Raw genomic sequence first — 24469 nt, 5'->3', positions numbered from 1 at the left:
TGTGGCCGGTAGCTACCATGACGCGGTTAATGGCGTCAAAAAACAGCTTGTTTAGCCCGTCTTTTTCCAGCAGGTGCCGAAACTTGCAAAGCGTCGTCTCATCCGGAACATTCTCCGTCATGAAATCGATGCCGGTAAACTTACGCATGGCATAGCTGTCATAGATTGCGTCCTCGGTGGCCGGGTCGGAAAGGTTGAACCAGATCTGCAGCAGATACATCCGCAGCATCCGCTCAATGCCCATGGGCGGACGGCCCCGTTTGCCGCGGGGATAATACGGCGCAATGATACCGACCCACTCTTCCCACGGGATAATCTCGTCCATGGTTTCCAGAAACTCTTCCCGCCGTGTTTTCTTCTTTCTGCAGCTATATTCGATATCCGCAAAAGTTTGTTGCTTTTTCATTTTTCCGCACCGCCTGTGTCTTGATACTTCTATTTTACCAGAGTTCTCCTCTCTTCGGTAGAGGGGCGGATTAAATCAGAGGTTCCTTAAAAATTATATCTTGGATCTGAGCTCGGAAATCAGCTTGGCGATTTCCGCCATGCGCTCCGGAATTCGAATGGATTGCGGGCAGTGCTGCATACATTTGCCGCAGGCGACGCAGTTTTCAGCCCGTTTTTCTTCCGGAAGCATCTCGTATGCCTTCACAAACGCTTTCGCTTCCCGATTACCGACCGCCTGTGAGCCAAGCGCGATCGGTATTCTCATGGAGGTCACACATTCGTTGTAAACGGAGAAAACCCCCGGGATATCGACACCGTGCGGGCAATCCATACAGTACCGGCACCCGGTGCATGGAATTGTCCCGTTTTTCAGGTATTCATCCAATGACCGCTCCAGCGCATTGCGTTCCTCCCCGCTCAGCGGCTCAAAGCGATTCATGGTGTCAACATTGTCACGAACCTGGTCCATGCTGCTCATGCCGCTCAAAACCGTCAGAACGCCCGGCAGGGAGGCCGCAAAACGAATCGCCCAGGAAGCGACGCTTTTGTCCGGCCGCGCCTCCTGCAAAATGCGAACCGATTCCTCACAGAGCGTGCAGAGGTTTCCTCCCCGGACCGGTTCCATCACGATACAGGGAATTCCCCGCTCTTCCAGAATACGGTATTTTGTCTTCGCGTCCTGAATATCCCAATCCAGATAGTTCAGCTGTATCTGAACGAAATCCCAATCTCCGCGGTCAAGAATGCGCGGCAGATCTTCCGTTGTTCCGTGAAAAGAAAACCCGAGGCGGCGGATAGCGCCGTCCTGCCTCTGCCGGCGCAGGAATTCAATCGTATCAATTTTTTCGTATTGACTGATATAATTGTCCGGGTTCATCAGGGAATGACAGAGATAAAAATCGAAATAATCGACCTGGCACTTTTTGAGCTGTTCCTGAAAGATGCGTTCCCCATCGCCCGACCGCTTCAAAAGCCATCCCGGCATTTTATCCGCAAGAAAAAAACTTTCCCGCGGATACTTTTTTAAAGCGCGGCCGATAAAGGTTTCCGACATTCCCTCGTGGTAAGGGTAAGCCGTATCAAAGTAGTTGACGCCGCTGCGGTACGCCTCATCAATCATCGCTTCGGCGGGTTGGTTATCAATGTCCTCTTTCCCATCATACCGCTTTGGAAGTCTCATGGTTCCGAAGCCCAAAAGGGATACCGCTGCGCCGGTTCTGAGGTCAGTTCGTTTTTCCATTTTTTCCTCCCTTTTTCTCTCAGTGTTTTATTCCTTGTATAAAATCGCACGTTTCATCCTATCCGTCATTCACCCGGAATACGGAAAACCGCCCCCAAAAGGTAGGGGCGGCGAGAAGCGCTATTCTGAAATGGTCATCTGCTCATTGTTCTCCTGATGGTACTTTTTAGCCGCGCCGATCAGGCCCTGAAACAAAGGATGCGGGCGATTCGGGCGGGACCTGAATTCCGGATGGAACTGGGAGCCCATGAACCACGGATGCTCCGGAACCTCCATCATTTCAACGATATGGTCGTCCGGCGACCTGCCGCAGAATACAACACCGGCCGCTTCAAACTGCTCCCTGTAATCGTTATTGACTTCAAAGCGGTGGCGGTGGCGTTCATAAATCAGCGGCGCCTCTCCATACAGTTGATACGCCTTTGAACCCTGCTTCAGCTTGCACGGGTATTTGCCCAGACGCATGGTTCCGCCAAGCTGGACGACATCCTTCTGCTCCGGCATCAAGTCGATGACGTGATTGGTGCTCTGCGGATCAAACTCCGCGGAATTCGCATCCGTCAGGCCGAGCACGTAGCGGGCGTACTCCACCAACGCGAGCTGCATGCCAAGGCAAATGCCCAAAAACGGAACGCCGTTGACCCGGGCATAATGTATCGCGGAGATTTTCCCTTCGATCCCCCTTTGGCCGAATCCGCCCGGAACCAAAACGCCGTCCACATCGGAGAGAATCTCCGACACATTTTCCGCATTGATGGTTTCGGAATCAACCCATTTGATGTTTACCTTCACTTTATTGCCGAATCCGCCGTGTGTCAGCGCTTCCGCAACGCTGAGATAAGCGTCGTGAAGCTCAATATATTTGCCCACAAGCGCGATGGTGACGCTCTCTGTCGAAGACATGGCCGTGTTGACCATGGAAATCCATTCCGTCAGGTCCGGGCCCGGCGTATCCAGGGCAAAGTGTTTGCACACAATATCATCGAGCCGCTCCTCACGCAGCGCAAGAGGGATGGAATACAGAAGCGGAAGATCAAGATTTTCAATCACACAGTTTTCCGCAACATTGCAAAACAGGGCGATTTTCTTTTTAATGTCTTCGCCGATTTCCTTTTCCGATCGGAGCACGATAATATCGGGCTGAATTCCGATGGAAAGGAGCTCTTTGACGCTGTGCTGGGTCGGTTTGGATTTGTGCTCATGGGAGCAGGCGAGATACGGGACAAGAGTCACATGTATAAACAGACAGTTTGAACGGCCGACTTCGGTGGCAAACTGGCGGATCGCCTCCAGAAACGGCTGGCTTTCAATGTCCCCCACCGTTCCCCCGACTTCGATGATCGCAACGTCCACATTTTCCTTGCCTGCGTAAATGCGGGATTTGATTTCATTCGTAATATGAGGAATCACCTGTACGGTGCCACCTCCGTAGTCGCCGTTGCGCTCCTTCTGAATCACGCTCCAATAGACCCGTCCGGACGTCACATTGCTGTTCTGCGTCAGATTTTCGTCGATAAAACGCTCGTAATGGCCCAAATCAAGGTCGGTTTCCGCTCCGTCGTCGGTGACAAAAACTTCACCGTGCTGAAACGGATTCATCGTACCTGGGTCAACATTTAGATAAGGATCAAATTTCTGCATTGTGATCCTGAGTCCTCTGGATTTCAGAAGACGCCCCAAAGACGCCGCCGTGATTCCTTTCCCAAGTCCTGAAACCACACCGCCTGTTACAAATACATACTTTGCTGCCATATTGCCCTCCATCATCTATCTATATTATTTCACTATATTAGCCGCATTTATCAATAAAAAAATGATATCGCCCATATTTTATCATTCAACGGGCGATAAGCTTATAAAATTAATGTACAACGGTAAAAAGGCTTCCGATCAGCGGCAAAGGCTCATTCTTTCCCTGCGCCGCGCGAACCACACCGATGATAATGTATGAAACCACAAGACACCATGCCGTAAACGACAGCAGCCCGCTGACAGCGGTACCCGTCCAGGACAAAATTCCGATTCCTGAAAAGGCGAGGCCGAATCCCGACTGGATGATCGCTTTTATGATCGACAGGGAAAAAGTCAGCGCAAATTCAAAAATGCTGAGGATGATCCCTTGATTGACATGAAACATGACGTTTTTGTTCTCCCGGTCGGCAAGTAATCCCACAAGCCAGAGAATTCCGATGTAGGCCAGAATGGAAAACGCCTTTTCGTCATTGGAAGGCGCCGGCCCGGTCACAGGATTTCTGCGCTGCCAATTCTGCGGGGCCCCGGAATAAGGATCCCGATAGGCATTCCCCCAATCAGCGCCGGTAAAACGCCTGCCATAACCGGACGGCGGCGCGGGGCGCTGTCCCTGTCCGGAATATGGGCAATTCTGTTCGTTTTTATCCTTTTCATCCATGTCGGAACCCCCTACCCCTCATATTTAACGATTTCCGCTTTTTGAATGGTAACGGCTTCCGTAGGCTTGCCCTCGCTGTCCGTGGAAACCGCGGCAATTTTATCGACCGTATCCATACCGTCAAAGACCTGCCCAAACACTGTATGACCCTTTTTTACGATATTATAATATCCATCCAGATAAGGATTGCCGCCGTATTTCTCGTATGCGGCTTTATACTCCTGCGTCACTTTACTCATATCGATCCAATTCGATTTGTATTTCAAAATGAACGCTTCCGGATTCTGCTGATAAAGTTCATAGGCCTTCTGATAATTGTCCCATCCGGAAAACAATGACGCGGGCGCCTGATCAATAAAAAACTGGCTGCCATTTGTGTCTTCGCCAGAGTTTGCCATCGCCAGCGCCCCGCGAAGATTCAACAGGTTCCCGTTAAATTCATCCGCAAATTCCTTGCCCCAAAGACTCTCTCCTCCGGTGCCATCCCCCTTCGGATCTCCGGTCTGTATCATAAAGTCCTTTATGACACGGTGAAACGTAAGATTGTTGTAATACCCCTTCTGAATCAGTCCTTTGAAATTCTCGACCGCCTTTGGCGCGGCGTCCGGAAACAGCCTGATTTTGACTGTTCCCTTGCTGGTTGTAAGAACTGCGATTTCTTCTCCCTTTTGCGGGAGTTCCATCTGATACCCGATTTTTTTCCCATCGTCGGGCCGGATTCTTCCGTCGGAACCCGCGGAAGCCCCGGAGCATGCGGTCAAAAAAAGCAGGACGGCGCTCAGGCCAAAACATAAAATTCCGTTCTTATTTCTCATTATTATGAAATCCTTCCGAAAATCACTATCTTGTCTATTTTATAATAGAACCGGCGCAGAATCAAGCGCAGAATGAACTTTTTACATTTTAATAATTTTTTCATTACGTATTACCCATAAAAATATCGCATATAGATAAACGAAGATCAAAAGGAGGGAAGAAAATGTTTGAGTACTATCCGGAAGGTTGGTTGATCGACACACCCGAAAACCGCGCGGCAACCCAAAGTATTTCCGCGGTTAACGACGCCTGCCGGGATGGACAGATTTTGGAAGGACGCGCGCTGGTCTGCGACAGCTCGCACAATCTGCTGGTGGATTTGGGATGTATGAAGGGAATGATTCCGCGCGAAGAGGGAGCCCTCGGAATCCGCGAGGGCACAACGCGAGATATTGCTATTATTTCCAGGGTAAACCGCCCTGTCTGCTTTCTTGTGACGGGTTTTGAAAAAAAAACCGACGGCACCATTACTGCGATTCTCTCACGCCGTGCCGCACAGGAAAAATGCATGAAGGAACATATATCAAATCTGATTCCCGGAGACGTCATCGACGCCCGCATCACCCACCTTGAAAACTTTGGCGCCTTTGCCGATATCGGCTGCGGAATCGTCGCGCTGCTTCCGATTGATGCTATCTCCGTTTCGCGCATCGACCATCCTAGAGAACGCTTTACGGTGGGCATGGATATCCGTACCGTGATCAAATCCGCAGAAAGCAACCGTATCACCTTAAGCCACAAGGAGCTGTTGGGAACCTGGGAGGAAAACGTGGCGATGTTCTCAGCCGGCGAGACGGTCGCCGGAATCGTCCGTTCTGTGGAGCCCTACGGGATTTTCGTTGAGCTGTCACCCAACCTTGCCGGTCTTGCGGAGACAAAAGAGGATGTTTTTTCAGGGCAGCAGGCGAGTGTGTACATAAAGAGCATTCTTCCCGCACGGATGAAAGTAAAATTGGTGATTATCGATACGTTCGATTTTTCTTACCGACCGACCGCGCCAAAATATTTTTTCAGCGGAAATCATTTGGATCGTTTTGTCTATTCACCACCTGACAGTGAAAAGGAAATCGCAACGGATTTTAACACGCACAGCCCTTGAGGCTGACACAGCCAAGCAGGCTGCCCGATAACCGGGCAGCCTGCTTCTTATATTCCGGCACTTTTTCCCCGCATTTTAATAATCTGGGATTCAATCAGTTCCTGAAAGACTTTGTTTCTGTGAACATTGCCCGCAGAGTCTTTGTATTTAACCGGTTCATAATAAAGGCTGCTTCGTTGCTGAAGCAGAAAATTCAAAGCCTCTTTCCGTCCTCTGCTGATTGACAGCACCTCTGCAGCCTTTACGGCGATCATCGCGTTGTATGGGGCCAGATCATACGCATCCAAATATTTTGAATACGCCTCTTCCAACCGGCCTGTTTCCTCCAAAGCCTTGGCCAGGTCAATCAGCACACCGGCTCTTCTTGACTCCCCGTAATCCACCTGGATTCCTTCCACTATTTCAGCTCTTCCGGAAAGGGCGTCCCATCCTTCGCTGTCCAGATACCGAGTTGCAAATTGAATTGTCTGCCTGCAATAGCTTCCGCCAAGCCAGCTGTATGCCTTCTCGCACAGATACAGCTCACGCGGCTCAACCGGCTCTCCGCACAACTCAATAATTTTAAGAAGAAGCTGCTGCCTGTCGTTCAAGGAATCCCAGATGCTGCCGGCCTCCTTTTCAAGTTTCGGATCATGGGGAACAGACTCACCCAACAAATAAAACAATGCGGCCGCGAGTTCCGGATTTACAGTATCACCAAACCCCATTAGGAATCCTCCATTCCTTGTTTCAGCGCATCGCGCACTTTACATGCGCGATGCTTTTGACGTTCTTCCTCGGTCATTGCCCCGCCGCTTTCAAAAGTCAAAGTCGCCGGCTGGACTCTATAAATCAATGTATCCATATCGCAGACGGAAATACCTCCGACCAGTCCGGATGTAATCCCAAACCGAACCGCGCTGGCCCGCTCCAGAAATTCGTCAAATGACAAAAGTCTAGCGTTTTGAAGGACGCCCAGATTTCGCAGCACCGTGTCCTGTACGGAAACCTGATGAATCAGGTCCTCCCTCATTTTTCGTTCGCGGGAGATGATTTGATTCGCCATACTGGAAAGATTTGTAAGGGCCTCCTGCTCCGAAATGCCCATTGTAACCTGATTGGAAAGGCGAAAAAAAGCCCCGCGGGGATTTGATTCCGAACCGTAAACGCTGCGAAGGGTCAGCCCCAGTTTCGCAAGATTTTGGGCGATTCTTCCCACTGATCCGGATTCCAGCAAAGCGGGAAGATGAAGCCGCAGGGATGCGATCATTCCAGTTCCAAGGTGAAACGGATTCTGCGTTAAATACCCAAGCTGGCGGTCAAAGGCAAAGGACAAATTCCTGTCGAGAAACGTGTCCAGCCCATCCGCTTTAGAGTAGGCTTCCTGAAGCTGTAAACCTGCTGCTTTCGACAGAATCGTCAGATGGTCGTCTCCGTTGACAGCGGCGGAAAGAGATTCATCCTGCGCTGTAATTAAACCGCAGCCAACCCGGTCCGTTACTGTCTCCGCATTGATTAAGCCGGCTTCCGCCAAAGAAACCGCGTGCACACTGGGAACAGTCTCAAGAGAAATTTTTGTAAAGCGTCCGTATTCCGTACCATCCGCTTTCAGCAGCGTCTCCCGAACTTTATCCCAGACAAAACGGCGGTCGGACATGCTCATTCTAGACGGAAACGGCACACCCTCCAGATTACGCGCAAGACTGATAAAAGTCCCCGATGAAACGTCGGCGTCCTGCGCTGCCGCTTCATACCACTTTTTCATTTTTCGCCTTCCTCCATTTCGTGAATCCGGTCGCGCAGAACCGCCGCCTGTTCAAAATCCTCGCTTTGAATTGCTTCGCGAAGACGTTGGTGCATCACGCTAAGCTGCGCTTTGGGCGCTACCTGCGGCAAATCTCCCCCTCCCGCCGTCTTACCCCGATGGGAAACGCTGCCGTGAATTCTTCGGATAAAAGGCGCAAGCCGGGCGGCGAACGTTCTGTAACATTGAGCACAGCCGACTTTTCCGCTGCGTAATATATCTTGAAAAGACGCGCCGCAGCAGCGGCATCGCAGCGCTTCGCTTTCGTTTGGCTCGCCGGGGAAAAAATCGTTTAAAACGCCGTCATTTTCAAAGCCCAAGACAAACAGCAGGTTGGCATAGCCCAATTCGCGGGCACATTCCGCGCAGAGCGCGCATTCCACCGGTTCCCCGTCGACAATCGCTTTGACTCGAATCACGGACGGATTTCGCCCGCAGGACTCACACAACATGATTAATCACCCCCACTGCCTTATTCCGGCCCCAATTTTTTAAATGTCCATCGCAAGAAAACTTGTAACACGATTTGTTCGGTTGCAATATTATATACTGTAAACCGAAAGGAGGAAATTAATAATGTGTAACAATGGTTTCTTTGGCTGCGGTAACAATAGTTGCACCTGGGTTATCATCCTGCTCATCATCTGGGTCTGCTGTGCCGGCGGTGGAAGCTGCGGCGGATGCGGCTGTGGCGACAATTGCGGCGGCTGCGGTTGCTAAGTACAAAAAAGGGCTGCGATCATTGATCCGCAGCCCTCAGCTTATGTTTCCGGATTTTTCTCTCTGGCCAGCGTGAGGGCTTTTGCCAGCTGATCGGGGCAGGAAGTCGGTTTCAGACCGCAGCGGATTCCCTGAAGGAGTCGAATAACGTCCTCGGCCTTTTGGCCCTGAACCAAAGCACAGATTCCCTGCAGGTTTCCGCTGCAGCCTCCGGTTATTTTAACGGAACGGATCGTATCTCCGTCCAGATCGATCATCATTTCGGTGGAACAGGTTCCTCTTGTTTTATATCTGTATTGCAACGTTTTCTCTCCTTACATGGTTAACTTACAAGCTTGCCCCGATTTTCATCAGCTTTTCAAGCTGGTCGTCCGGAGTCACGCAGGTGCCGAGCGGCTGTGCTTCTTTTTTGTACATCCCGTGAAAATCGGTTCCGCCGGTCATAATCAAATCGTATTTGCGCGCGATTTCCATGAACAGCTGTTCGTCGCCCTTCCTGTTTCCGGGGTGCCAGACTTCCACCCCATCAATTTCGTGATCCCGGGCAAGCTGTTCCAAAAGCTCGTAGCTGTCGTACTCGCCAGGATGGGCCAGAACAGCGATTCCCTCCGCCTCGTGAATCCTTTTGATGACATCGTGCACTTCCGGGTAACGAACCGGTACATAGGCAAGACCATTTTGCGGACTGAACAAACGGCTGTAAACCGCACCGTAAATTTCACCCGCAAAACCGGCATCCATCAGCGCATGCATAATATGCTGCTTGTAAACCGCCGTGCTCCCTTTTGCGCGGCGCATCACCATTTCCTGTGAAATGGGGTAAATTTCTGTGACCCGGCGCAGCATGGCCGCGGCCGCGCGGCCGCGCTCCTCCCTCATCTGCTTGCACAGGCATTCCAGGCGGTCCGGACGCTTGCAAAAGTAACAAAGAATATGCGCCCTGCGGCCTGTGGAAGGATCCGTCGAAGAAAATTCCGCTCCCGGAATCACCGTAACCCCATGACGCTTTCCGATCACGCCGGCCCGAACCGAACCGGAAAAGGTGTCGTGATCCGTTACGGAAATCACCGGAATCCCGCTTCTTTCCGCCATTAATACAATCTCGTCGATTCCCGCCGAACCATCGGACATTTTTGTGTGACAGTGCAAATCCGCAGCCAACCTTCTTTACTCCCTTTCGAATTTCCTAAAGATACCTTTATTATAATCCGAAATTTTGATTCAGGCAACTAACGCAGCAGTTTTTCAGGAGTAAACAGGCGGGCCGTAAGGAACCAGATCAAAAAATCAACCGCAAGCAGGACGCAGGATATCAAAAGCAGCAGCTCCGCGCCGACCTGATACAAACCGGTAAACTGCCCCGTAAACAGCAGCACGATGGGAAGAACAAGATAGGCGGAGGTCTGAACCGATTCCGTATAACTTTTACTTTTCGCAGATGTCAGGACCATAAACACAACGCCGAAAATCATAACCGCCGGAGAAAGCAGAAAAACAAGGACGAGCCAGTTCCAGTTGAAATAGAACGGCATGGATAGCATAAGGTCTCCAACGGCAATGACAATGGAAAAAAGGACAAACGAGGCGCAGGTTCCAACGGCGGAAAGAAGAACGCACCCAAGCACTTTCGCTTTCAATATTTTCCGGATGCCCAGCGGGGTAAGCAGAAGAGTTTCCAAAGTGCCGTGCTCCTTTTCACCAACAAAGCTGTACGCCGCGGACACGCTGGACGATATCAGAGGAATCATCAAAAAAAACATCGGGCAGATCATATTCGTCATCAAATAAAACATGCCCTGGCGTTCGTCCATTCCGGATGCCTGTGCGTGCAGAAGCAGAAGCATTTGTTCTACCCCGTTCATTCTGGTCATCGGGACATTCAGAAAGAAGATCAGAAAGACGACTGGCAACAGTAAAACCATAACCAGCGGAACAAGGATGAGGATGCTCCGCGACGTTTTATTATCCCAGATATCTTCAAAATCTCTAAAGGCCAGCGCTTTTTCGGCAGGAGACAAAATTTTCACTTTCCGTTCCCCCTCAGCTCCACGAATCTGGAATAGATGTCCTCCAGGGACGGACGAACCAGCTTCGCTTCAAAGATCTCATTGCCGGAAGAAACCAGGCCGCTTATTAGCTTCGGCATTTCTTCCTCATCGGCAATGTCCCTGCCCCACGATTCATCGTCCAGCCGTTGCAGCTCGTCCGGGATCTTGCCCTCGCGCAGCCGAAATCGTACCTGAAGAGAAAGCCCGACTTCGCGGCTGAGGGACTCCAGATCGCCGCATGCAAGCATTTTACCCCGGCTGACAATTCCAAAGCTGTCGCACAGCTCCTGCGCATCGCGAAGCTGATGCGTACAAAGAAAAACCGTTACGCCCTCCCGACGGGCAAGGTCCAGTATCATCGAGTTAACATGAAGCACCGATTCGCGGTCGAGTCCGTTTGTCGGTTCATCCAGAAGGAGCAGTTTCGGTTTGGCAATCATGGCTCGGGCCAGCGACAGGCGCTGAACCATTCCCGTGGAATCATCCGCAAGTTTTTTGTCGCGCGAATCCCACAAATCCAGACTTTTCAATAATATTTCCGCCCGCTGCCTGCTTTCTCTTCGTTCCAACCCCTGAGCCTGTCCGAAAAACATCATGTTTTCCATACCGGTCAGCCGGCCGTACATTCTGGCGGTCTCGGTTACGATTCCGCAGACGCGGTGCAGCTCCGAAGGTTTCTTTTCCGGCTGAATTCCAAGCACGGTACAAGACCCTTCCGTTGGCTTCAAAAGTCCCGACAGAAGTTTTATCGTTGTGGTTTTACCCGCCCCGTTTGGGCCGAGAAAGCCAAAGACGGCACCGGTTGGAATCTCCAGTGAAAGATCATGGAGTGCATAAACGGCGCCGTCGTAGGATTTACCCAGTTTTTGCGTATGAATCGCAATCTCACTCATCCGGAATCACCTCAGTATGAGGATATCACATTTACAGCAATTATTCCATTTTAATCCGTGAGAAATCATGTTTTACCTTAATATTTTCCGAAATCGAGCGGCTGTCCGCCTTCGCCAGGATCGCCGTCCGGTTTTTCCGGATCTTCATTGGGGCTTCAATCCCGGCGGGACCCGCAATACAACCTCCTTCACAGGCCATTCCCTCCACGAAATTTTCCGGAAGGCGGCCCGCGTTCAAAATTGCGAGAGTTTTTTTGCATTCCTGAATGCCGTTGCATGTTACGCAGGAAAACGGTAAATCGATTCCTTCTTCCTGAAAGACCTGGCCGACGGCGCCGGACACTCCGCCGCTTTGTGCGAACCCTTTTCCCGCGCGGCTGCCGTCCTGCTCCGATTCCTGCTCCGATTCCACATCGATGTCGCGGGCCGTAAACATAGCTGCCAATTCTTCAAACGTGAGGACATAGTCCGCCGTATCTGGAACCTTTTGTATTTCATTTTTCTTTGCGACGCACGGCCCGACAAACACAACTTTCGTCTGCGGATCCTGAAGCCGCAGATAGCGGGCGGCAGCCGTCATGGGCGATATGGTATGAGAAACGACTCCCTTCAGCTTGGGATAATGCTTCTCAATCAGCTCGACAAACGCGGGGCAGCAAGACGTGGTCATTTTTCTTCCCGCTTCCAAAGCCTCTTTCAATTCCCGGGCTTCGTGTTCCGCGACGGCGTCGGCGCCAAGGGAAACCTCCAGCGCGTCCGCAAAGCCCAGTTTTCTCAGGGCGCTTTTCAGCATACCCGCGGTTGCCGTGCCGAAATGGCCTTCCGCGGCCGGCGCGAAACAGGCTACGACCTTCACGCCGCTTTTTATTGCCTCGATGATCTGAACAATCTGGGACCTGTCGGTAATGGCGCCGAAAGGGCAGTTCTTCATGCAAGCCCCGCAGCTGATGCAGCGGGAGTAATCAATGACGGACCTTTTATACTGATCCTTGCCGATCGCGCTGACCGGGCAGGAGCGAACGCAGGGGCGCATGGTGTCCGAAATGGCGTTATAGGGGCATGCCGCGGCACAACGCCCGCATTCCCTGCATTTTTGAGGATCAATATACGCTCCTTTCGGGGTGATGGAAATTGCGCCGAAGGGACAGGCTTCGCGGCATTTCTGAGCCAGGCAGTGCTGGCAGTTATCCGTAACGCGGAACCTGCTGATCGGGCATCCTTCACAAGCAGCCGGCAGAATGCCGATAATGTTCAGTTCCCCCTGGCCCGGCAGATTGCCGCCCCGGGCTGAAACCATGCGTTCCCTGATAATTTCCCTTTCCCGGTAAACACAGCAGCGGAATGTCGGAAGAGGTCCCGGAATAATATCGTACGGCATCTCCTCCAGATGATCTTCCAGAGTACCTTCATAGGTGTATCGGGCAACTCTTGTCAAGACCTCGAATTTCAGCTGTTTGGCTTCATTATCGTACTCGAATTTCATAGATTCCCTCATTCAAATTTGTAATCGGCATACAGTGTTAAAATTTTAACATTTATTTTTTTTATTATAACATCCCACCGCTTTTTTTACAAGTGTTCACTTTGTGAAATCGAAGTCCGAATGATCAGGTTTTTTATGGATTATTCCGGAAGTATCCGGATGTGGAACATTTTGATTTTATATGCCGGAAAGCACTTCGCATCGTCGGATCTTTTCCTTTCAAATCACGTTAAAAATGGCCCGGCCTAAGCCGGACCATCCGTTCGCAGCTATTAACGTTAATTTCGGTGATGCGGCACTTGTTACTCCAGATTCAGCTTTCTGGTCAGCATCCAGTTTGTAAAGAAATAAAAGGCTACGCCGAAAACCGCCGTATACAGAATCATGACCAATAAGGCAACCTCAGCGGGTTCCGCCGGAAACAGGTTATTTGAATAATGGAACGACTGAAAGTATTCTTCAATCTGACGGTTAAACCCGCTGAAAAGCAAAGATGTGACGATCTGCTCAACAATGCCAAATCCAAGGTATGCGCCGATGCCGGCAAGCAATTTATGGCGCCCCGCAAGGTTTCCCACGACGATCGCCGCGTAAATCTCGACGATGTTTGACAGAAAGCCGAGAATGATCAGTATAATTATTTCAATTGCGATCAGATGCGCGGACAGACCGTATTGCCGATAGACTTCCGCAAGGTCGGCGCACATGCGGCTGAACTGGGTCAGCACCTCCGGGTTTACCACCATAATAAAAACGGAGACAGCGGAAACGATAATGCTCAGAGCAGACCAGATTAATGTGACAATCATTTTCGAGTCGATATGGTAATGGGCCTTCACAGGCAAAGTGAACGACAGGTACCCTTCGTCCCCGAGAAGATTTTTATTGAAACGCTGGATCGTGACAACCAGCGTAATGACAAAAGCCGCCACAATCAGCATAATATAAACGGACATTGAAATCATGCGGGGAATTTCAAAATTGTCAATGCTCTGATTCCAGAACAACTTGTTAATAATGGCCAGAACAAGAATCAATCCATAAATCGGGAGAAATGTTCGTGCGGTCGCTTTAAATTCATATTTCAGAAGTTTGCCTAACATTTGAACACCTCCCTGAAAAGCGAATCGACACTCTTTCCCTCTTTCTCCCTGATATCGTCAACGGTGGAAGTCAGAACAATGTTGCCCATATTGATGAAGATAACATCATCCAGAACCTTCTCCACATCGGTAATCAGGTGGGTCGAAATGAGGACCGTGGCGTTTTCACTGTAATTGCCGATTATCGTGTCAAGAATATAATCACGCGCGGCGGGGTCGACGCCGCCGATCGGTTCATCGAGAATATAAAGCTGGGCTTCCCGGCTCATCACAAGAATCAGCTGAACCTTCTCTTTGGTTCCCTTCGACATCGTCTTCAAACGGTCACCCGGATTGATGTGAAGCCTTTGCAGCATATCGTAAGCTTTTGACTTGTTAAAATTTTCATAAAAATCGCCGAAATAATCGATCATGGTCTGAACGCTCATCCAGTCATTGAGATAAGTGCGCTCCGGCAAGTAAGATACAATTTTTTTCGTCTCAACGCCGGGGGCCATACCCCCAACCAAAATCTGCCCGGCATTTGGGGTTAACAGTCCGTTGGCAAGTTTAATCAACGTGCTCTTTCCGCTTCCGTTCGGGCCAAGCAGGCCGACGATTCTCCCCTTCGGAACCGTCAGGTTAACGGAATTGAGCGCAAGGCACCCCGGAAAATATTTTACCAGGCTGCGACACTCGAGTATGCTATCCATTCTGCCCTTCCTCCTTAATCATTCGGTTCAACAGGCTTACGGTCTGTTCTCTGTCGAACCCAAGACGATTCATCTTCTGTATAAAGTCATTGATCAGATCCGCCGCAAGATCATTTTTCGTCTGCATAATTCTTTGAACATCCTCCGTTACAAAACGTCCGCTTGTGCGCTGCGAATATAGAAGCCCGTCGCTTTCCAGCTTTGAGAGCGCTCTCTGCATCGTATTCGGATTTACCGAAGCTTCGGCAGCCATGTCGCGAACGGACGGTAGTTTGCATCCGGCCGCATAGATACCTGAAACCACCATTAATTGAATTTGTTCAACCAGTTGGGAATAAATCGGTCTGTCGGATTTTAAATCCCATGCCATTTTCTCACCTCCGAATGAACCATTGTACTAATACATTAATACAGTTATACAATACTTTTCCGCTTCTGTCAAGAGCAAATCGCGGGTTTTAGCAAATATCTTTTTTTCTGAAAAACACCGCGCCCAAAATGATAAAGAAAATTGCTGTAATAATAAAAACCAGGGAAGAATCCAGCATTTGCCGATTGGTTCCCGCCGCAAGCATACTGAACTGCGGCATCAGCAAATATTTGCTCAGGTTGGAAAGGTGAACAAGCTTCAAAAGAAGCTGTGGCAGAAAGATAACCGCGTAAAAGGCAAATACAAACAGCGAATTTTTTTGAAGTATCATCGCAAAAAACGCAGCGATTGGAATCGCAGCTGCGTACCCGATGCAGCTAACGCCTACCCTGCTGAAAAAATCAGCCGTGAACGCCGTTGTGAAAGAAGGATCGATTTTTAAAAAAATCAGGGAGCTTCCGCAATATGTGCCGAGAGCGACGATTCCGACCAAAACGCCAAGAATCGTCGACACGGCAATTTGGGAGCAATACAGTTTGGTGCGGTTCATTCCATAGGAAATTGTATTTTTAAGCGTATGCTCTTTATAGTCCTCTGCACTGACCAGATCGATCAGGATCGGCATCAAAAGGACAGGCCAGGATAAAAAATACAATAAAACGATCATCCATGAATCATAAACCGAATTCGTGGAAGAAACCTTTGACAGCGAAAAATTTACAAAAAAAGCGAGGACAGCCATGCCGGCCAGTAAAAGGTAAAAGAACGGACGGTGAAACACTTTGTAAAGATCCGCGCGCATCTGTTTAAGCAATTTGTTTTCCTCCAATCAAATCAATAAAATAGTTTTCCAGATTGGCTCCGGTACGATAAGCCTGTGACACCAAAATTCCGGATTCCACCAAAGCTTTTACCACAAACTCCGGCCGATCCAGGCCTTCAGAAAGCAGGAGAGTGGTCTCATCCAAAATCTCGATTTGCTTCATGGAGAAACGATCCGTCAGAACAGCCGCCGCTTTTGCGGAATTATCCACTTCCAGCTTCAGAGTAACGCGGCATTTCATTTCAAGCTCTTCTGCGGTCAGGCATTCCACCAAACGTCCGCCGCTGATAAACCCGTACCGTGTCGCGATCTGAGACAGTTCTCCCAAAATATGACTGGAAACCAGGATGGTCGTTTCTTTTTCATGATTCAGCTTCAATAAAATTTCACGGAATTCGCGGATTCCCACCGGATCCAAGCCGTTGATCGGTTCATCCAATACTAAAAAGTCAGGGTCGTTTAAAATTGCGAGTGCAAGACCTAAACGCTGTTTCATTCCAAGGGAAAAGCTCTTGAATTTCTTATTGCCGACCGTGTCCAGTCCTACGAAATGCAAAGCCTCTTCCACGCAGTTTTTTTTGCCGATACCCCGCTGAATTCTGTAATACTCCAGGTTTTGACATGCCGAAAGATAGGGGTAAAATCCGGGTGTTTCAATAATGCTGCCGATGCGCCTGCGCGCGCGTCCCAGCTCTTTCGTACCGGAGTATCCGAACAGCTCCATCGAGCCTGAGGTCGGCGGGGTAAGGCCGCAGATCATTTTGAGCAGCGTTGTCTTACCCGCTCCGTTCTGTCCTACCAGTGCAAAGATATCGCCTTTTTTTAATTCAACGTTCATGTCGTCGACAGCTGTAAAAGCGCCAAACCGCCGTACAAGCGACCGTGACTGAAATACAATTTCTTTCATGCTTTCTTCTCCTTGTATTATTGTATTAAGTGTATAGTACAATAATACAGCATATTTTCGATTTGTCAATACATTTTTTATCTTTTCATGTTATAATAGTACCGTTAATCAGCATAGAAAAGATAAAAAAGCCGCCGAAAAATCGGCGGCTGAAAAATACGGACGAAGCAGTCATTTGCGGTGAATTGCGGAAGTACCCTTCTCCCGCAGATATGTACTCTCAAGATCGGACAAGTGAAGCTTGACGGCAATCGGATATTTTTCATAGGCCTGACTGATTGCAAAGCTTCCGCCTTTCGCCGAATCGTCAAATCCGCCCATATGCCAGCGAATCGCGATGGCCTCGGAGGTTTTCAGCCGTAAAAAACGTTCGATTAAGAAGACTGATTTTTCCCCGTGCCCATAGGGGTAGCTGTCTTCTATTGAGTAATAGGGACGTTTTTCCCATGCCCCGGTTTCCTCGTTTTTCACGTTTCTGGTACCTTTTTTATAAAACTGGGCCTTGCATACGTCATGAAGCAGAGCGCAGATCGCAAAGCTTTCTTCGTTGTCCGCCGCGGGGTCAAAATGCTTTTCCATCATCACGCGGTAAACGCTTACGCTGTGCTGCACAAGGCCGCCCAGACAGGCGCAATGGAACTTCGTGCTGGCAGGTGCCGTGAAAAAATCCGTGGAATTCAGCCAGGAAAGAAGCTCCGCCGCACCGTCCCTCTTAATTTTTTCTAAATAAATCGCTTCGAATTCTTCTTTATATCCCAAATCATTAGCGCCTCCCGGTTTGTATTATCTCAAGTATAGCATACTTTCCTTTGTTTTCACAGTGCAAAACAGTGCCCGTAATGTTTCTTTTCCAGTACGGAATAAAGAAGCCGAGAAAAATGAATGGGAGAGAATCAGATGACTGATGAACATTATTTAAAGCTGCTTGCCAAAAAATACCCGGACGCCGAAGCGGCCGCTTCTGAAATTATCAATCTTCGCGCGATCATGAGCCTTCCGAAAGGAACCGAATATTTTTTCAGCGACCTGCACGGTGAACACGCGGCATTCCTGTTTCAATTAAAAAGCGCTTCCGGCGTCGTCAGAAAAAAAATTGACGAATTATTTGAGCAGTCAATTTCCGAGGAGGAACGCACGGCGCTTGCCAAGCTGATTTATTATCCGGAACCGGAACTTGCCCGCGCCGCGAGACGCGAATCAGGATTTGACGACTGGTGCCGCATCACGATCTACCGGCTGGTGGAAGTCTGCAAAGAAGCGGCGTCAAAATACACGCGTTCCAAGGTTCGAAAAAAGCTTCCGGAACACTTTGCCTATATTATTGACGAGCTTCTGCACGCGGACGGCGGCAAAAACAAGCCGCATTATTACAGTGAAATCATCAAGTCGATTGTGCAGACGGGCATGAGTGTGGAGTTTATTACCGCTTTATGCAATCTCATCCAGCAGCTTTTGATCGACAGGCTGCATATCATCGGCGATATTTATGACCGCGGTCCCCGTCCTGATTCCATTCTGGACGCGCTCGGAGATTTTCGCGACATTGACATTCAGTGGGGCAATCACGATATCTCGTGGATGGGAGCCGCCTCCGGCAACCGAGCGCTGATGGCGAACGTTGTCCGGCTGGGAATCAGCTACAATACGTTTGACCTTCTGGAGGATGGATACGGGATTAATCTGAGACCTCTCTCCGCTTTCGCAGAACGTGTTTACCGAGACGACCCGTGCGAATATTTTACCCCGCATATTCTGGACGAAAATCTCTACGATCCCGTCGATCTTCCTCTTGCGGCCAAAATGCACAAGGCAATCGCCGTCATCCAGTTTAAACTGGAGGGGCAGCTGATTGAAAAGCATCCGGAATATAAAATGATCAGCCGTCTTCTTTTAAAGCAGATTGATTTTGAAAACGGCATGATCCATCTCGACGGAACCGTTTACCCGCTTCGGGATAAATCGTTCCCCACGGTCGACCCCAAAAAACCATTGGAATTGACCAAAGAGGAAAAAGAACTGATGAAGGCGATCACCTATTCGTTTCGTCACAGCGAGCGCCTTCAAAAGCACATTCGCTTTCTTTATTCGCACGGCAGCATGTATCTGCGCATGAATTCAAACCTCCTCTATCACGGTTGCATCCCCATGACTCAAGACGGCGAATTTGACACGGTAGGACTTGGCGGCCGAAAAAGAAAAGGCCGGGAGCTTCTGGAATATCTCGACTCCGTGGTCAGAGAGGCCTATTTTGCCCCGGATGGCACCCCTGAACGAGAAAACGCGCAGGATATGATGTGGTACCTGTGGTGTGGAGTCAAATCCCCGTTGTTTGGAAAGAGTAAAATGTCCACTTTTGAAAGATACTTTATTGAGGCCCCGGCAACCCATGAGGAAAAAATGAATCCGTATTATCATTTTATCGAGCAGCGCGAACCATGTGAAAAAATACTGCGGGAATTTGGTCTCGATCCTGCCGACTCGCATATTATAAACGGCCATGTACCGGTAAAACTGAAGCAGGGCGAAAATCCGGTCAAGGGCGGAGGGCGATTGTTTATGATCGACGGCGGCATTTCGAAGTCCTACCAGAAGCAGACGGGGATCGGCGGTTATACTTTTATTGCGAATTCCCGTTATTTGGCTCTTGCCGAGCATCAGCCCTTAAAACCGGGTACTCTTTACGGGGAGGATTCGCCGAAGGTGATGGTTGTGGAAGCTATTAAACAGCGCGTCACGGTCGCGGATACCGACACGGGAGTCGAATTGAATTCTCAGATTCAGGAGCTTTCCGCGCTTCTTCAATCGTATCGCAACGGTGTCATCAAAGAAAATACATAGAAAAGGGAGGGAACAGCGGCCGGCCGCTGTTCCCTCCCTTTTTTAGATTTCAGTCTCATATCGTCTTTAAAGCGCTTTTCTCCGACCCATCCTGCGCAAGAGGAAGTCTGACGGTAAAGGTGCTTCCTTTTCCCGCCTGACTTTCCACGCCCACTTCTCCGCCATACAAAACGGCCAGGTGCTTCACAATGGAAAGGCCGAGGCCTGTTCCGCCAATTTCCCGGGATCTGCTGGCATCCACACGGTAAAAGCGTTCAAACAGCCTTCCAAAATGCTCCGGCGCAATTCCGATTCCGGTGTCTTTCACGCGAATGACCGCTGTTTTTCTCTGCCGCACACCAATAATATCGACCCGTCCGTCCGGGCGATTATATTTAATGGCGTTTTCGATCAAATTGCCGATGAGCTGCTCCAGTCTGGTCGGTGAACAGGATACAATCAGAGAAGGATCCACCTGAATCTGAACTGCAATTCCGGATTTCTCCGCGACCGGCCTTAATCGTGAAACACATTTTTCAACTGCGTTCGCCACCACGCACGGGCGGGCCGACGGATCTTCCTTCGCGTTTTCAATCTGTGATAAAACCAGCATATCGTCAATCAGGTGCTGCAGCCGTTCCGCTTCAATATCCAGAACGTCATAAAAGTAAAGACGCGTTTTTTCATCCCGGTTTGTACTTTTCAAGAGCTCGATGCTGCCGCGGATCGAAGTCAGCGGAGTTTTCAGTTCGTGCGTGACATTTGCGACGAATTCGCTCCTCAGGCGCTCCAGCTTACGGATTCTGGTTTCATCCGTAATTACCGCCAGCGCGGCGGCGTCTCTCTGTCCCGGAATCACCGCCGTATAAATGGAATACTGTTTTCCGTCCTCGGTCTCAATATTCTGCTTGTCGAAGGAGTCCCCCCGAAGGGCCGCTTTCATTCTTTCGGCGATCCGGTTAATCAGCAAGCTGCCCTCCAGCTTTCTTCCCGCGGATATGGAGGGATTTTTAAGCAAACGGCCCGCGCTCTGGTTCAGGAACAGGATCGTACCGTCTTTCGAGGCGGCGATCACCCCGTCGTTCATTCCCTGAAGCACGCCTTCCAGCTGTTTTTGCTGGCTTTTCAGCTGTGCGACCGCGTTCTCCGTACTCTCCGCCATCCGGTTAAAGGAGAGGGCGAGTTCCCCCACCTCATCCCGGAAACTGCCGTCCACCCGGCAGGAGTAGTCCCCGCCGGAAATCTGTTTTGCAGCCGCCGAAAGCTTTTGAAGCGGTTCCGTCACCCGGTATACCAAATATCCCGTCAGAGCGCAAACCACCGCGATTCCCAGCAGCATGCTGAGCAGCGCCGTCATCCACAGGCGTTTCAGTGCGGCATCCAGCTCGGCCGTCGGCAGCGCCGCCCGCAGATAAAAGTCGCCCGGAAGATAAATTGCCTCATAATAATACCGCTGCTGAACACTTGCGCTCATTCTGGTATCGTATCCCCTGCCACTGTGCAGAGCCGCTTGGATTTCCGGCCTTGTTAAGTGGTTCTGGTCAATTTCTTCCTTTGCACTGTCTCCTACTACTTTCCCCGACGGATCGATAATGCTGATCCGAATCTGCTGTCCGGACTGAGAAAGCTCTTTGCCGACATTCTCCGCAACAGTTTTTGGGTTTTGCAAAATATCTTCTTTCCGCGTCTGAAGAATTGCAAGGGCGGTGTCCAGACGGTTTGTAAATTCCATACGGTACTGCGCTTGTATCTTCATACCCGCAATGGCAAATGCTACCGTGAATCCGATAATCACGATGACCGCGTTAATTGCAATCAGCCTTTTTTTCAATTTGCGGCCCCCTTCCGGTCAATCCTCGGAAAATCGGTACCCGACTCCCCGGACTGTCTGAATACAAACGGGAGAGTCCGGGTCTTCCTCTATTTTCTGGCGCAGATAGCGCACATGAACATCGACCGTTCGGGTATCCCCGAAATATTCCACGCCCCAGACCTTGTCCAGAAGGGAATCGCGCGTCATCACTCTGCCCCGATTTTTCATCAGCATGACCAAAAGGTCAAATTCCTTCGCGGTCAGGTCGATCGGCCTGCCGTCGCGTGAAACCTGATGACGCAGAACGTCCACAACAAGAGAACCGTGGCGAAAGACTTCATCCCGCGGTTCTTCCCTGCGGCCGGTTCGGCGCAAAACCGCCTTGACGCGAGCGCAGAGTTCTTTTATACTGAACGGTTTCACGATATAATCATCCGCCCCGATTTCAAGGCCGAGCACCCGGTCGATTTCCTCTCCTCTTGCCGTCAGCATTAAAATCGGAACGGAATGAGTTTCCTCGTTTTCCCGCAAAATGCGGCAAACCGTCAATCCGTCCGGCTGCGGCATCATCCAATCCAGAACAATCGCATCCGGACGTTTTCTCCTTACCTCGTTCAGTAGGGAGGTCCCGTCCGCAAACTCTTCCGTTTCAAATCCGCTGTCCTTCAGGCCGATTGAAACAATGTTTCTGATATTTGGTTCATCGTCGGCAACATAAATCAGCGACATAGTACCCTCCCGCTTATAATTCGCCCTCATTCAGATCGGGATGGACTCCGGTTTCCATAAAAATAACCCATTCGGCAATGTTGGTTGCGTGGTCGCCCATACGCTCCGCGTATTTTGAGATGAAAAGAAGATCGACTTCCCGCATGACATTCTGCGGATTCTCCGTGATAATTGTACAGACCTCAAGAATAATCTTTGAAAACATCGAATCAACTTCATCATCAGCCCTGCAGACAGCTCTCGCTTCTTCAACTTCCCGGCTGAGAAACACATCCATCGACCGGCGAAACATTTTTCTGGCCGTCTCCAGCATCTGAACCACATGCGCAGTTGCAAGGCTGTTCGTGTTCAGTTCCCCGACTGTAAGAATCTCGCAAATATCCGCGCACTGATCGGCTTCGCGCTCAATATCCGTTAAGATTTTGAGACAGGCGGCAATAATGCGAAGGTCGCCGGCGATCGGCTGCTGCAACGCAATCAATTCCATGCAGTTTTTTTCAATGCTGTGCTCCATTCGGTCAATTTCATTGTCGGAACCAGCAACTTCAGCGGCAAGCTCAAGGTCCATCGTCTTTAACGCGGAAATTGTCTGTTCTATTTTCCGGTCTACCGCATTGCCCATTTCCGTCATTCTGGAGATCAGATCTTCCAATTCCCTGTCAAATATTTTTCTCGGCATGGTTCATCCTCCTTATAGTATCACTGAAAGCCGCAAAAAAGCAAGTCAGCCGAAGCGGCCGGTAATATACCGTTCCGTCCGCTCATCCTTCGGCCGGTTAAACATTTCGACCGTGTCGGTGTATTCCACAATCTCTCCAAGCAGGAAAAACGCGGTTCTGTCCGCGATTCTGGCGGCCTGCTGCATATTGTGAGTAACAATAATCACCGTATATTTTTTTCTCAGATCATCCATCAGGTCCTCAATTTTCAGCGTTGAAATCGGGTCGAGCGCGCTGGTCGGTTCATCCATCAAAATCACTTCCGGCTCCACCGCAAGGGCCCTTGCAATGCAAAGCCGCTGCTGCTGCCCGCCCGACAGGCCCAGCGCGGACTTTTTCAGCCGGTCCTTCACCTCATCCCACAACGCGGCGCTGCGAAGGGACTGTTCCACGATTTCATCCAGCTGCCTTTTCGATCGTATTCCATGAATTTTCGGGCCGTAGGCAATATTGTCATACAGCGTCATTGGAAACGGGTTCGGGGTTTGAAATACCATTCCAACCCTCTTTCTAAGTAAAGTGACATCCATTTGCGGACTGTAAATATCTTCGCCGTCGATCGCGGCTAATCCTTCAATCCGACAGTTCTCCACCAGATCGTTCATACGATTGATCGTTTTAAGGCAGGTGGATTTTCCGCAGCCGGAGGGGCCGATGAAAGCGGTGACCTGATTTTTGGGAATTTCCAGCGAAATATTTTTTAGCGCTTGAAAATCTCCGTAGTACAGATTAAGATCCTTTAAAACCAATTTTATTTCCATACTGATTTATGTACCCTTTCTTCGGATGATTTATTCCGAATTGTTCGATTCCAAATGAGAACCGGGCATAAAAGTGCATTATTATTTTATTTGAATCATGTTAAATTTACGTTAAATTAGGATTACAGAGGGTTTAAATCAAATGATTCAAAAAAGTGTTGATCTTCTCTGCAAAAAGATTTATACTGTTAGTGTAAAGTATACCAGTAGAAAGGAGAGGCCCAGATGTCAACCGTTAATATTATGCTTCTCGGCATTCTGATCAAAGAGCCGATGAACGCTTATGAGATGAAGAAGAAAATGGAATCCATGAATATTCGTCGCTGGACTAAAATCAGCACACCCGCCATCTATAAAAATCTCATCAATCTGCATCGGCGGGGATATCTTGACGCCGAAGTCGTACGGGACGGCGAAATGCCTGAAAAAACCATTTATACGGTCAATGAAAAAGGCCGCAAATACTTTTTTAACTTAATGGAACGTCTGGCTCAAAACCCCGGTACTGTCTACATTGATTTCACCACCCTTGTAGCTCACCTGAATAAGCTGAACCGCTCCGACGCAGCACGCCTGATGGAAGAATTGATTGAAAACCTGAACAATTCGCTGACGAATCTGAATGATTCTCTCCGGCATAATGAAGATCTCCCGGAAGCGGCTGCTATTATCGGGCTATATCAGGATATGTATCGGCTGTTCTGCCGTTGGACCGAAGCCTATCTTCAAAAAATCAAGGAGTCTAATTCCTGATTTTTTATGCCCACATAGTATACTCTACACTAATATCTTATAT

26 protein-coding genes are annotated in these 24469 nt (G+C 49.7%); 3 read left to right on the top strand and 23 right to left on the bottom strand.

Features of this window, described 5'->3' with window-relative positions:
• The 5 genes from CAFE_RS11530 to CAFE_RS11510 all read right to left on the bottom strand — a co-directional run.
• A partial coding sequence (locus CAFE_RS11530; protein ID WP_166525119.1) for a transposase occupies positions 1-406 on the bottom strand: 406 nt, incomplete at its 3' end.
• A gap of 93 nt (positions 407-499) precedes the next feature.
• The gene (locus tag CAFE_RS11525; protein ID WP_207708884.1) at positions 500-1687 is read right to left on the bottom strand and encodes an aldo/keto reductase; all 1188 of its coding nucleotides are present in this window, start codon (positions 1685-1687) and stop codon (positions 500-502) included.
• Positions 1688-1807: 120 nt separating this feature from the next.
• Positions 1808-3439: a CTP synthase gene (locus tag CAFE_RS11520; protein ID WP_066643883.1), complete on the bottom strand. Its 1632-nt coding sequence runs from the start codon at positions 3437-3439 to the stop codon at positions 1808-1810.
• A 109-nt stretch (positions 3440-3548) separates the two neighbouring features.
• Positions 3549-4097: a hypothetical protein gene (locus CAFE_RS11515; RefSeq protein WP_066643882.1), complete on the bottom strand. Its 549-nt coding sequence runs from the start codon at positions 4095-4097 to the stop codon at positions 3549-3551.
• An 11-nt stretch (positions 4098-4108) separates the two neighbouring features.
• Complete coding sequence (locus tag CAFE_RS11510; RefSeq protein WP_066643881.1) at positions 4109-4912, bottom strand: peptidylprolyl isomerase; 804 nt, start codon at positions 4910-4912, stop codon at positions 4109-4111.
• A 164-nt stretch (positions 4913-5076) separates the two neighbouring features.
• Here CAFE_RS11510 and CAFE_RS11505 point away from each other — a divergent pair, with 164 nt between their 5' ends.
• Complete coding sequence (locus CAFE_RS11505; protein ID WP_066643880.1) at positions 5077-6012, top strand: S1 RNA-binding domain-containing protein; 936 nt, start codon at positions 5077-5079, stop codon at positions 6010-6012.
• Between the two features lie 47 nt (positions 6013-6059).
• Here the strand turns inward: CAFE_RS11505 and CAFE_RS11500 are convergent, their stop codons facing one another.
• From CAFE_RS11500 to CAFE_RS11435, 14 genes are all read right to left on the bottom strand, one after another.
• Positions 6060-6719, bottom strand: coding sequence for a hypothetical protein (locus tag CAFE_RS11500; RefSeq protein ID WP_066643879.1), 660 nt, complete (start codon positions 6717-6719; stop codon positions 6060-6062).
• Positions 6719-7756, bottom strand: coding sequence for a hypothetical protein (locus tag CAFE_RS11495; RefSeq protein WP_066643878.1), 1038 nt, complete (start codon positions 7754-7756; stop codon positions 6719-6721). Before CAFE_RS11495 ends, CAFE_RS11500 begins: the two co-directional genes overlap by 1 nt.
• Positions 7753-8247 carry a UvrB/UvrC motif-containing protein gene (locus CAFE_RS11490; protein ID WP_066643877.1) on the bottom strand — a complete coding sequence of 165 codons (495 nt, stop codon included), beginning with the start codon at positions 8245-8247 and terminating at the stop codon, positions 7753-7755. Before CAFE_RS11490 ends, CAFE_RS11495 begins: the two co-directional genes overlap by 4 nt.
• A gap of 309 nt (positions 8248-8556) precedes the next feature.
• Positions 8557-8817 carry a TIGR03905 family TSCPD domain-containing protein gene (locus CAFE_RS11485; RefSeq protein ID WP_066643876.1) on the bottom strand — a complete coding sequence of 87 codons (261 nt, stop codon included), beginning with the start codon at positions 8815-8817 and terminating at the stop codon, positions 8557-8559.
• 25 nt (positions 8818-8842) lie between these two features.
• Entirely contained in the window at positions 8843-9676 is an 834-nt protein-coding gene (locus CAFE_RS11480) for a PHP domain-containing protein (protein ID WP_066643875.1), read from the bottom strand.
• Positions 9677-9744: 68 nt separating this feature from the next.
• Positions 9745-10542: an ABC transporter permease subunit gene (locus CAFE_RS11475; protein WP_330593953.1), complete on the bottom strand. Its 798-nt coding sequence runs from the start codon at positions 10540-10542 to the stop codon at positions 9745-9747.
• Positions 10539-11456 carry an ABC transporter ATP-binding protein gene (locus CAFE_RS11470; RefSeq protein ID WP_066643873.1) on the bottom strand — a complete coding sequence of 306 codons (918 nt, stop codon included), beginning with the start codon at positions 11454-11456 and terminating at the stop codon, positions 10539-10541. Before CAFE_RS11470 ends, CAFE_RS11475 begins: the two co-directional genes overlap by 4 nt.
• Before the next feature lie 40 nt (positions 11457-11496).
• Positions 11497-12939 carry a 4Fe-4S dicluster domain-containing protein gene (locus CAFE_RS11465; RefSeq protein WP_066643872.1) on the bottom strand — a complete coding sequence of 481 codons (1443 nt, stop codon included), beginning with the start codon at positions 12937-12939 and terminating at the stop codon, positions 11497-11499.
• 302 nt (positions 12940-13241) lie between these two features.
• Positions 13242-14042 carry a hypothetical protein gene (locus tag CAFE_RS11460; protein WP_066643871.1) on the bottom strand — a complete coding sequence of 267 codons (801 nt, stop codon included), beginning with the start codon at positions 14040-14042 and terminating at the stop codon, positions 13242-13244.
• A complete protein-coding gene (locus tag CAFE_RS11455; RefSeq protein WP_066643870.1) occupies positions 14036-14734 on the bottom strand; it encodes an ABC transporter ATP-binding protein in 699 nt (232 codons plus the stop codon). The genes CAFE_RS11460 and CAFE_RS11455 overlap by 7 nt, the downstream gene beginning before the upstream one ends.
• On the bottom strand, positions 14727-15104 hold the full coding sequence (locus tag CAFE_RS11450) for a GntR family transcriptional regulator (RefSeq protein ID WP_066643869.1): 378 nt from the start codon (positions 15102-15104) through the stop codon (positions 14727-14729). The genes CAFE_RS11455 and CAFE_RS11450 overlap by 8 nt, the downstream gene beginning before the upstream one ends.
• Before the next feature lie 88 nt (positions 15105-15192).
• Positions 15193-15918, bottom strand: a complete 726-nt coding sequence (locus CAFE_RS11445; protein WP_066643868.1) for an ABC transporter permease — start codon at positions 15916-15918, stop codon at positions 15193-15195.
• Positions 15911-16834, bottom strand: coding sequence for an ABC transporter ATP-binding protein (locus tag CAFE_RS11440; protein ID WP_066643867.1), 924 nt, complete (start codon positions 16832-16834; stop codon positions 15911-15913). The genes CAFE_RS11445 and CAFE_RS11440 overlap by 8 nt, the downstream gene beginning before the upstream one ends.
• A gap of 171 nt (positions 16835-17005) precedes the next feature.
• Positions 17006-17593 carry a hydrolase gene (locus tag CAFE_RS11435; RefSeq protein ID WP_066643866.1) on the bottom strand — a complete coding sequence of 196 codons (588 nt, stop codon included), beginning with the start codon at positions 17591-17593 and terminating at the stop codon, positions 17006-17008.
• Positions 17594-17731: 138 nt separating this feature from the next.
• Between CAFE_RS11435 and CAFE_RS11430 the strand changes: the two genes are divergently transcribed.
• Positions 17732-19672 carry a fructose-1,6-bisphosphatase gene (locus tag CAFE_RS11430; protein WP_156990712.1) on the top strand — a complete coding sequence of 647 codons (1941 nt, stop codon included), beginning with the start codon at positions 17732-17734 and terminating at the stop codon, positions 19670-19672.
• A gap of 55 nt (positions 19673-19727) precedes the next feature.
• On the opposite strand, the gene CAFE_RS11425 is transcribed toward CAFE_RS11430, so the two are convergent.
• From CAFE_RS11425 to pstB, 4 genes are read right to left on the bottom strand one after another with little or no spacing between them, the layout of a single operon-like run.
• The gene (locus CAFE_RS11425) at positions 19728-21482 is read right to left on the bottom strand and encodes a HAMP domain-containing sensor histidine kinase (RefSeq protein ID WP_066643864.1); all 1755 of its coding nucleotides are present in this window, start codon (positions 21480-21482) and stop codon (positions 19728-19730) included.
• Between the two features lie 18 nt (positions 21483-21500).
• Complete coding sequence (locus tag CAFE_RS11420; RefSeq protein ID WP_066643863.1) at positions 21501-22193, bottom strand: response regulator transcription factor; 693 nt, start codon at positions 22191-22193, stop codon at positions 21501-21503.
• Between the two features lie 13 nt (positions 22194-22206).
• On the bottom strand, positions 22207-22872 hold the full coding sequence (gene phoU, locus CAFE_RS11415; protein ID WP_066643862.1) for a phosphate signaling complex protein PhoU: 666 nt from the start codon (positions 22870-22872) through the stop codon (positions 22207-22209).
• A gap of 45 nt (positions 22873-22917) precedes the next feature.
• The gene (gene pstB / locus CAFE_RS11410) at positions 22918-23673 is read right to left on the bottom strand and encodes a phosphate ABC transporter ATP-binding protein PstB (RefSeq protein WP_156990711.1); all 756 of its coding nucleotides are present in this window, start codon (positions 23671-23673) and stop codon (positions 22918-22920) included.
• Between the two features lie 225 nt (positions 23674-23898).
• On the opposite strand from pstB, the gene CAFE_RS11405 reads away from it, so the two are divergent.
• Entirely contained in the window at positions 23899-24426 is a 528-nt protein-coding gene (locus CAFE_RS11405) for a PadR family transcriptional regulator (protein WP_066643860.1), read from the top strand.
• Positions 24427-24469 lie beyond the last annotated feature (43 nt).

It is taken from the genome of Caproicibacter fermentans, from assembly GCF_009746625.1.
GTDB classification, from domain to species: domain Bacteria; phylum Bacillota; class Clostridia; order Oscillospirales; family Acutalibacteraceae; genus Caproicibacter; species Caproicibacter fermentans.
This window is presented reverse-complemented; position numbering and strand designations above follow the sequence as displayed.

Coding starts and splice junctions, on each gene's coding strand:
- CAFE_RS11455 (WP_066643870.1), bottom strand. CDS start 14,734: ATGGATAGCATACTCGAGTGTCGCAGCCTGGTAAAATATTTTCCGGGG.
- CAFE_RS11505 (WP_066643880.1), top strand. CDS start 5,077: ATGTTTGAGTACTATCCGGAAGGTTGGTTGATCGACACACCCGAAAAC.
- CAFE_RS11420 (WP_066643863.1), bottom strand. CDS start 22,193: ATGTCGCTGATTTATGTTGCCGACGATGAACCAAATATCAGAAACATT.
- CAFE_RS11465 (WP_066643872.1), bottom strand. CDS start 12,939: ATGAAATTCGAGTACGATAATGAAGCCAAACAGCTGAAATTCGAGGTC.
- CAFE_RS11520 (WP_066643883.1), bottom strand. CDS start 3,439: ATGGCAGCAAAGTATGTATTTGTAACAGGCGGTGTGGTTTCAGGACTT.
- CAFE_RS11450 (WP_066643869.1), bottom strand. CDS start 15,104: ATGGCATGGGATTTAAAATCCGACAGACCGATTTATTCCCAACTGGTT.
- CAFE_RS11430 (WP_156990712.1), top strand. CDS start 17,732: ATGACTGATGAACATTATTTAAAGCTGCTTGCCAAAAAATACCCGGAC.
- pstB (WP_156990711.1), bottom strand. CDS start 23,673: ATGGAAATAAAATTGGTTTTAAAGGATCTTAATCTGTACTACGGAGAT.
- CAFE_RS11440 (WP_066643867.1), bottom strand. CDS start 16,834: ATGAAAGAAATTGTATTTCAGTCACGGTCGCTTGTACGGCGGTTTGGC.
- CAFE_RS11500 (WP_066643879.1), bottom strand. CDS start 6,719: ATGGGGTTTGGTGATACTGTAAATCCGGAACTCGCGGCCGCATTGTTT.
- CAFE_RS11405 (WP_066643860.1), top strand. CDS start 23,899: ATGTCAACCGTTAATATTATGCTTCTCGGCATTCTGATCAAAGAGCCG.
- CAFE_RS11525 (WP_207708884.1), bottom strand. CDS start 1,687: ATGGAAAAACGAACTGACCTCAGAACCGGCGCAGCGGTATCCCTTTTG.
- phoU (WP_066643862.1), bottom strand. CDS start 22,872: ATGCCGAGAAAAATATTTGACAGGGAATTGGAAGATCTGATCTCCAGA.
- CAFE_RS11515 (WP_066643882.1), bottom strand. CDS start 4,097: ATGGATGAAAAGGATAAAAACGAACAGAATTGCCCATATTCCGGACAG.
- CAFE_RS11490 (WP_066643877.1), bottom strand. CDS start 8,247: ATGTTGTGTGAGTCCTGCGGGCGAAATCCGTCCGTGATTCGAGTCAAA.
- CAFE_RS11470 (WP_066643873.1), bottom strand. CDS start 11,456: ATGAGTGAGATTGCGATTCATACGCAAAAACTGGGTAAATCCTACGAC.
- CAFE_RS11510 (WP_066643881.1), bottom strand. CDS start 4,912: ATGAGAAATAAGAACGGAATTTTATGTTTTGGCCTGAGCGCCGTCCTG.
- CAFE_RS11495 (WP_066643878.1), bottom strand. CDS start 7,756: ATGAAAAAGTGGTATGAAGCGGCAGCGCAGGACGCCGACGTTTCATCG.
- CAFE_RS11460 (WP_066643871.1), bottom strand. CDS start 14,042: ATGTTAGGCAAACTTCTGAAATATGAATTTAAAGCGACCGCACGAACA.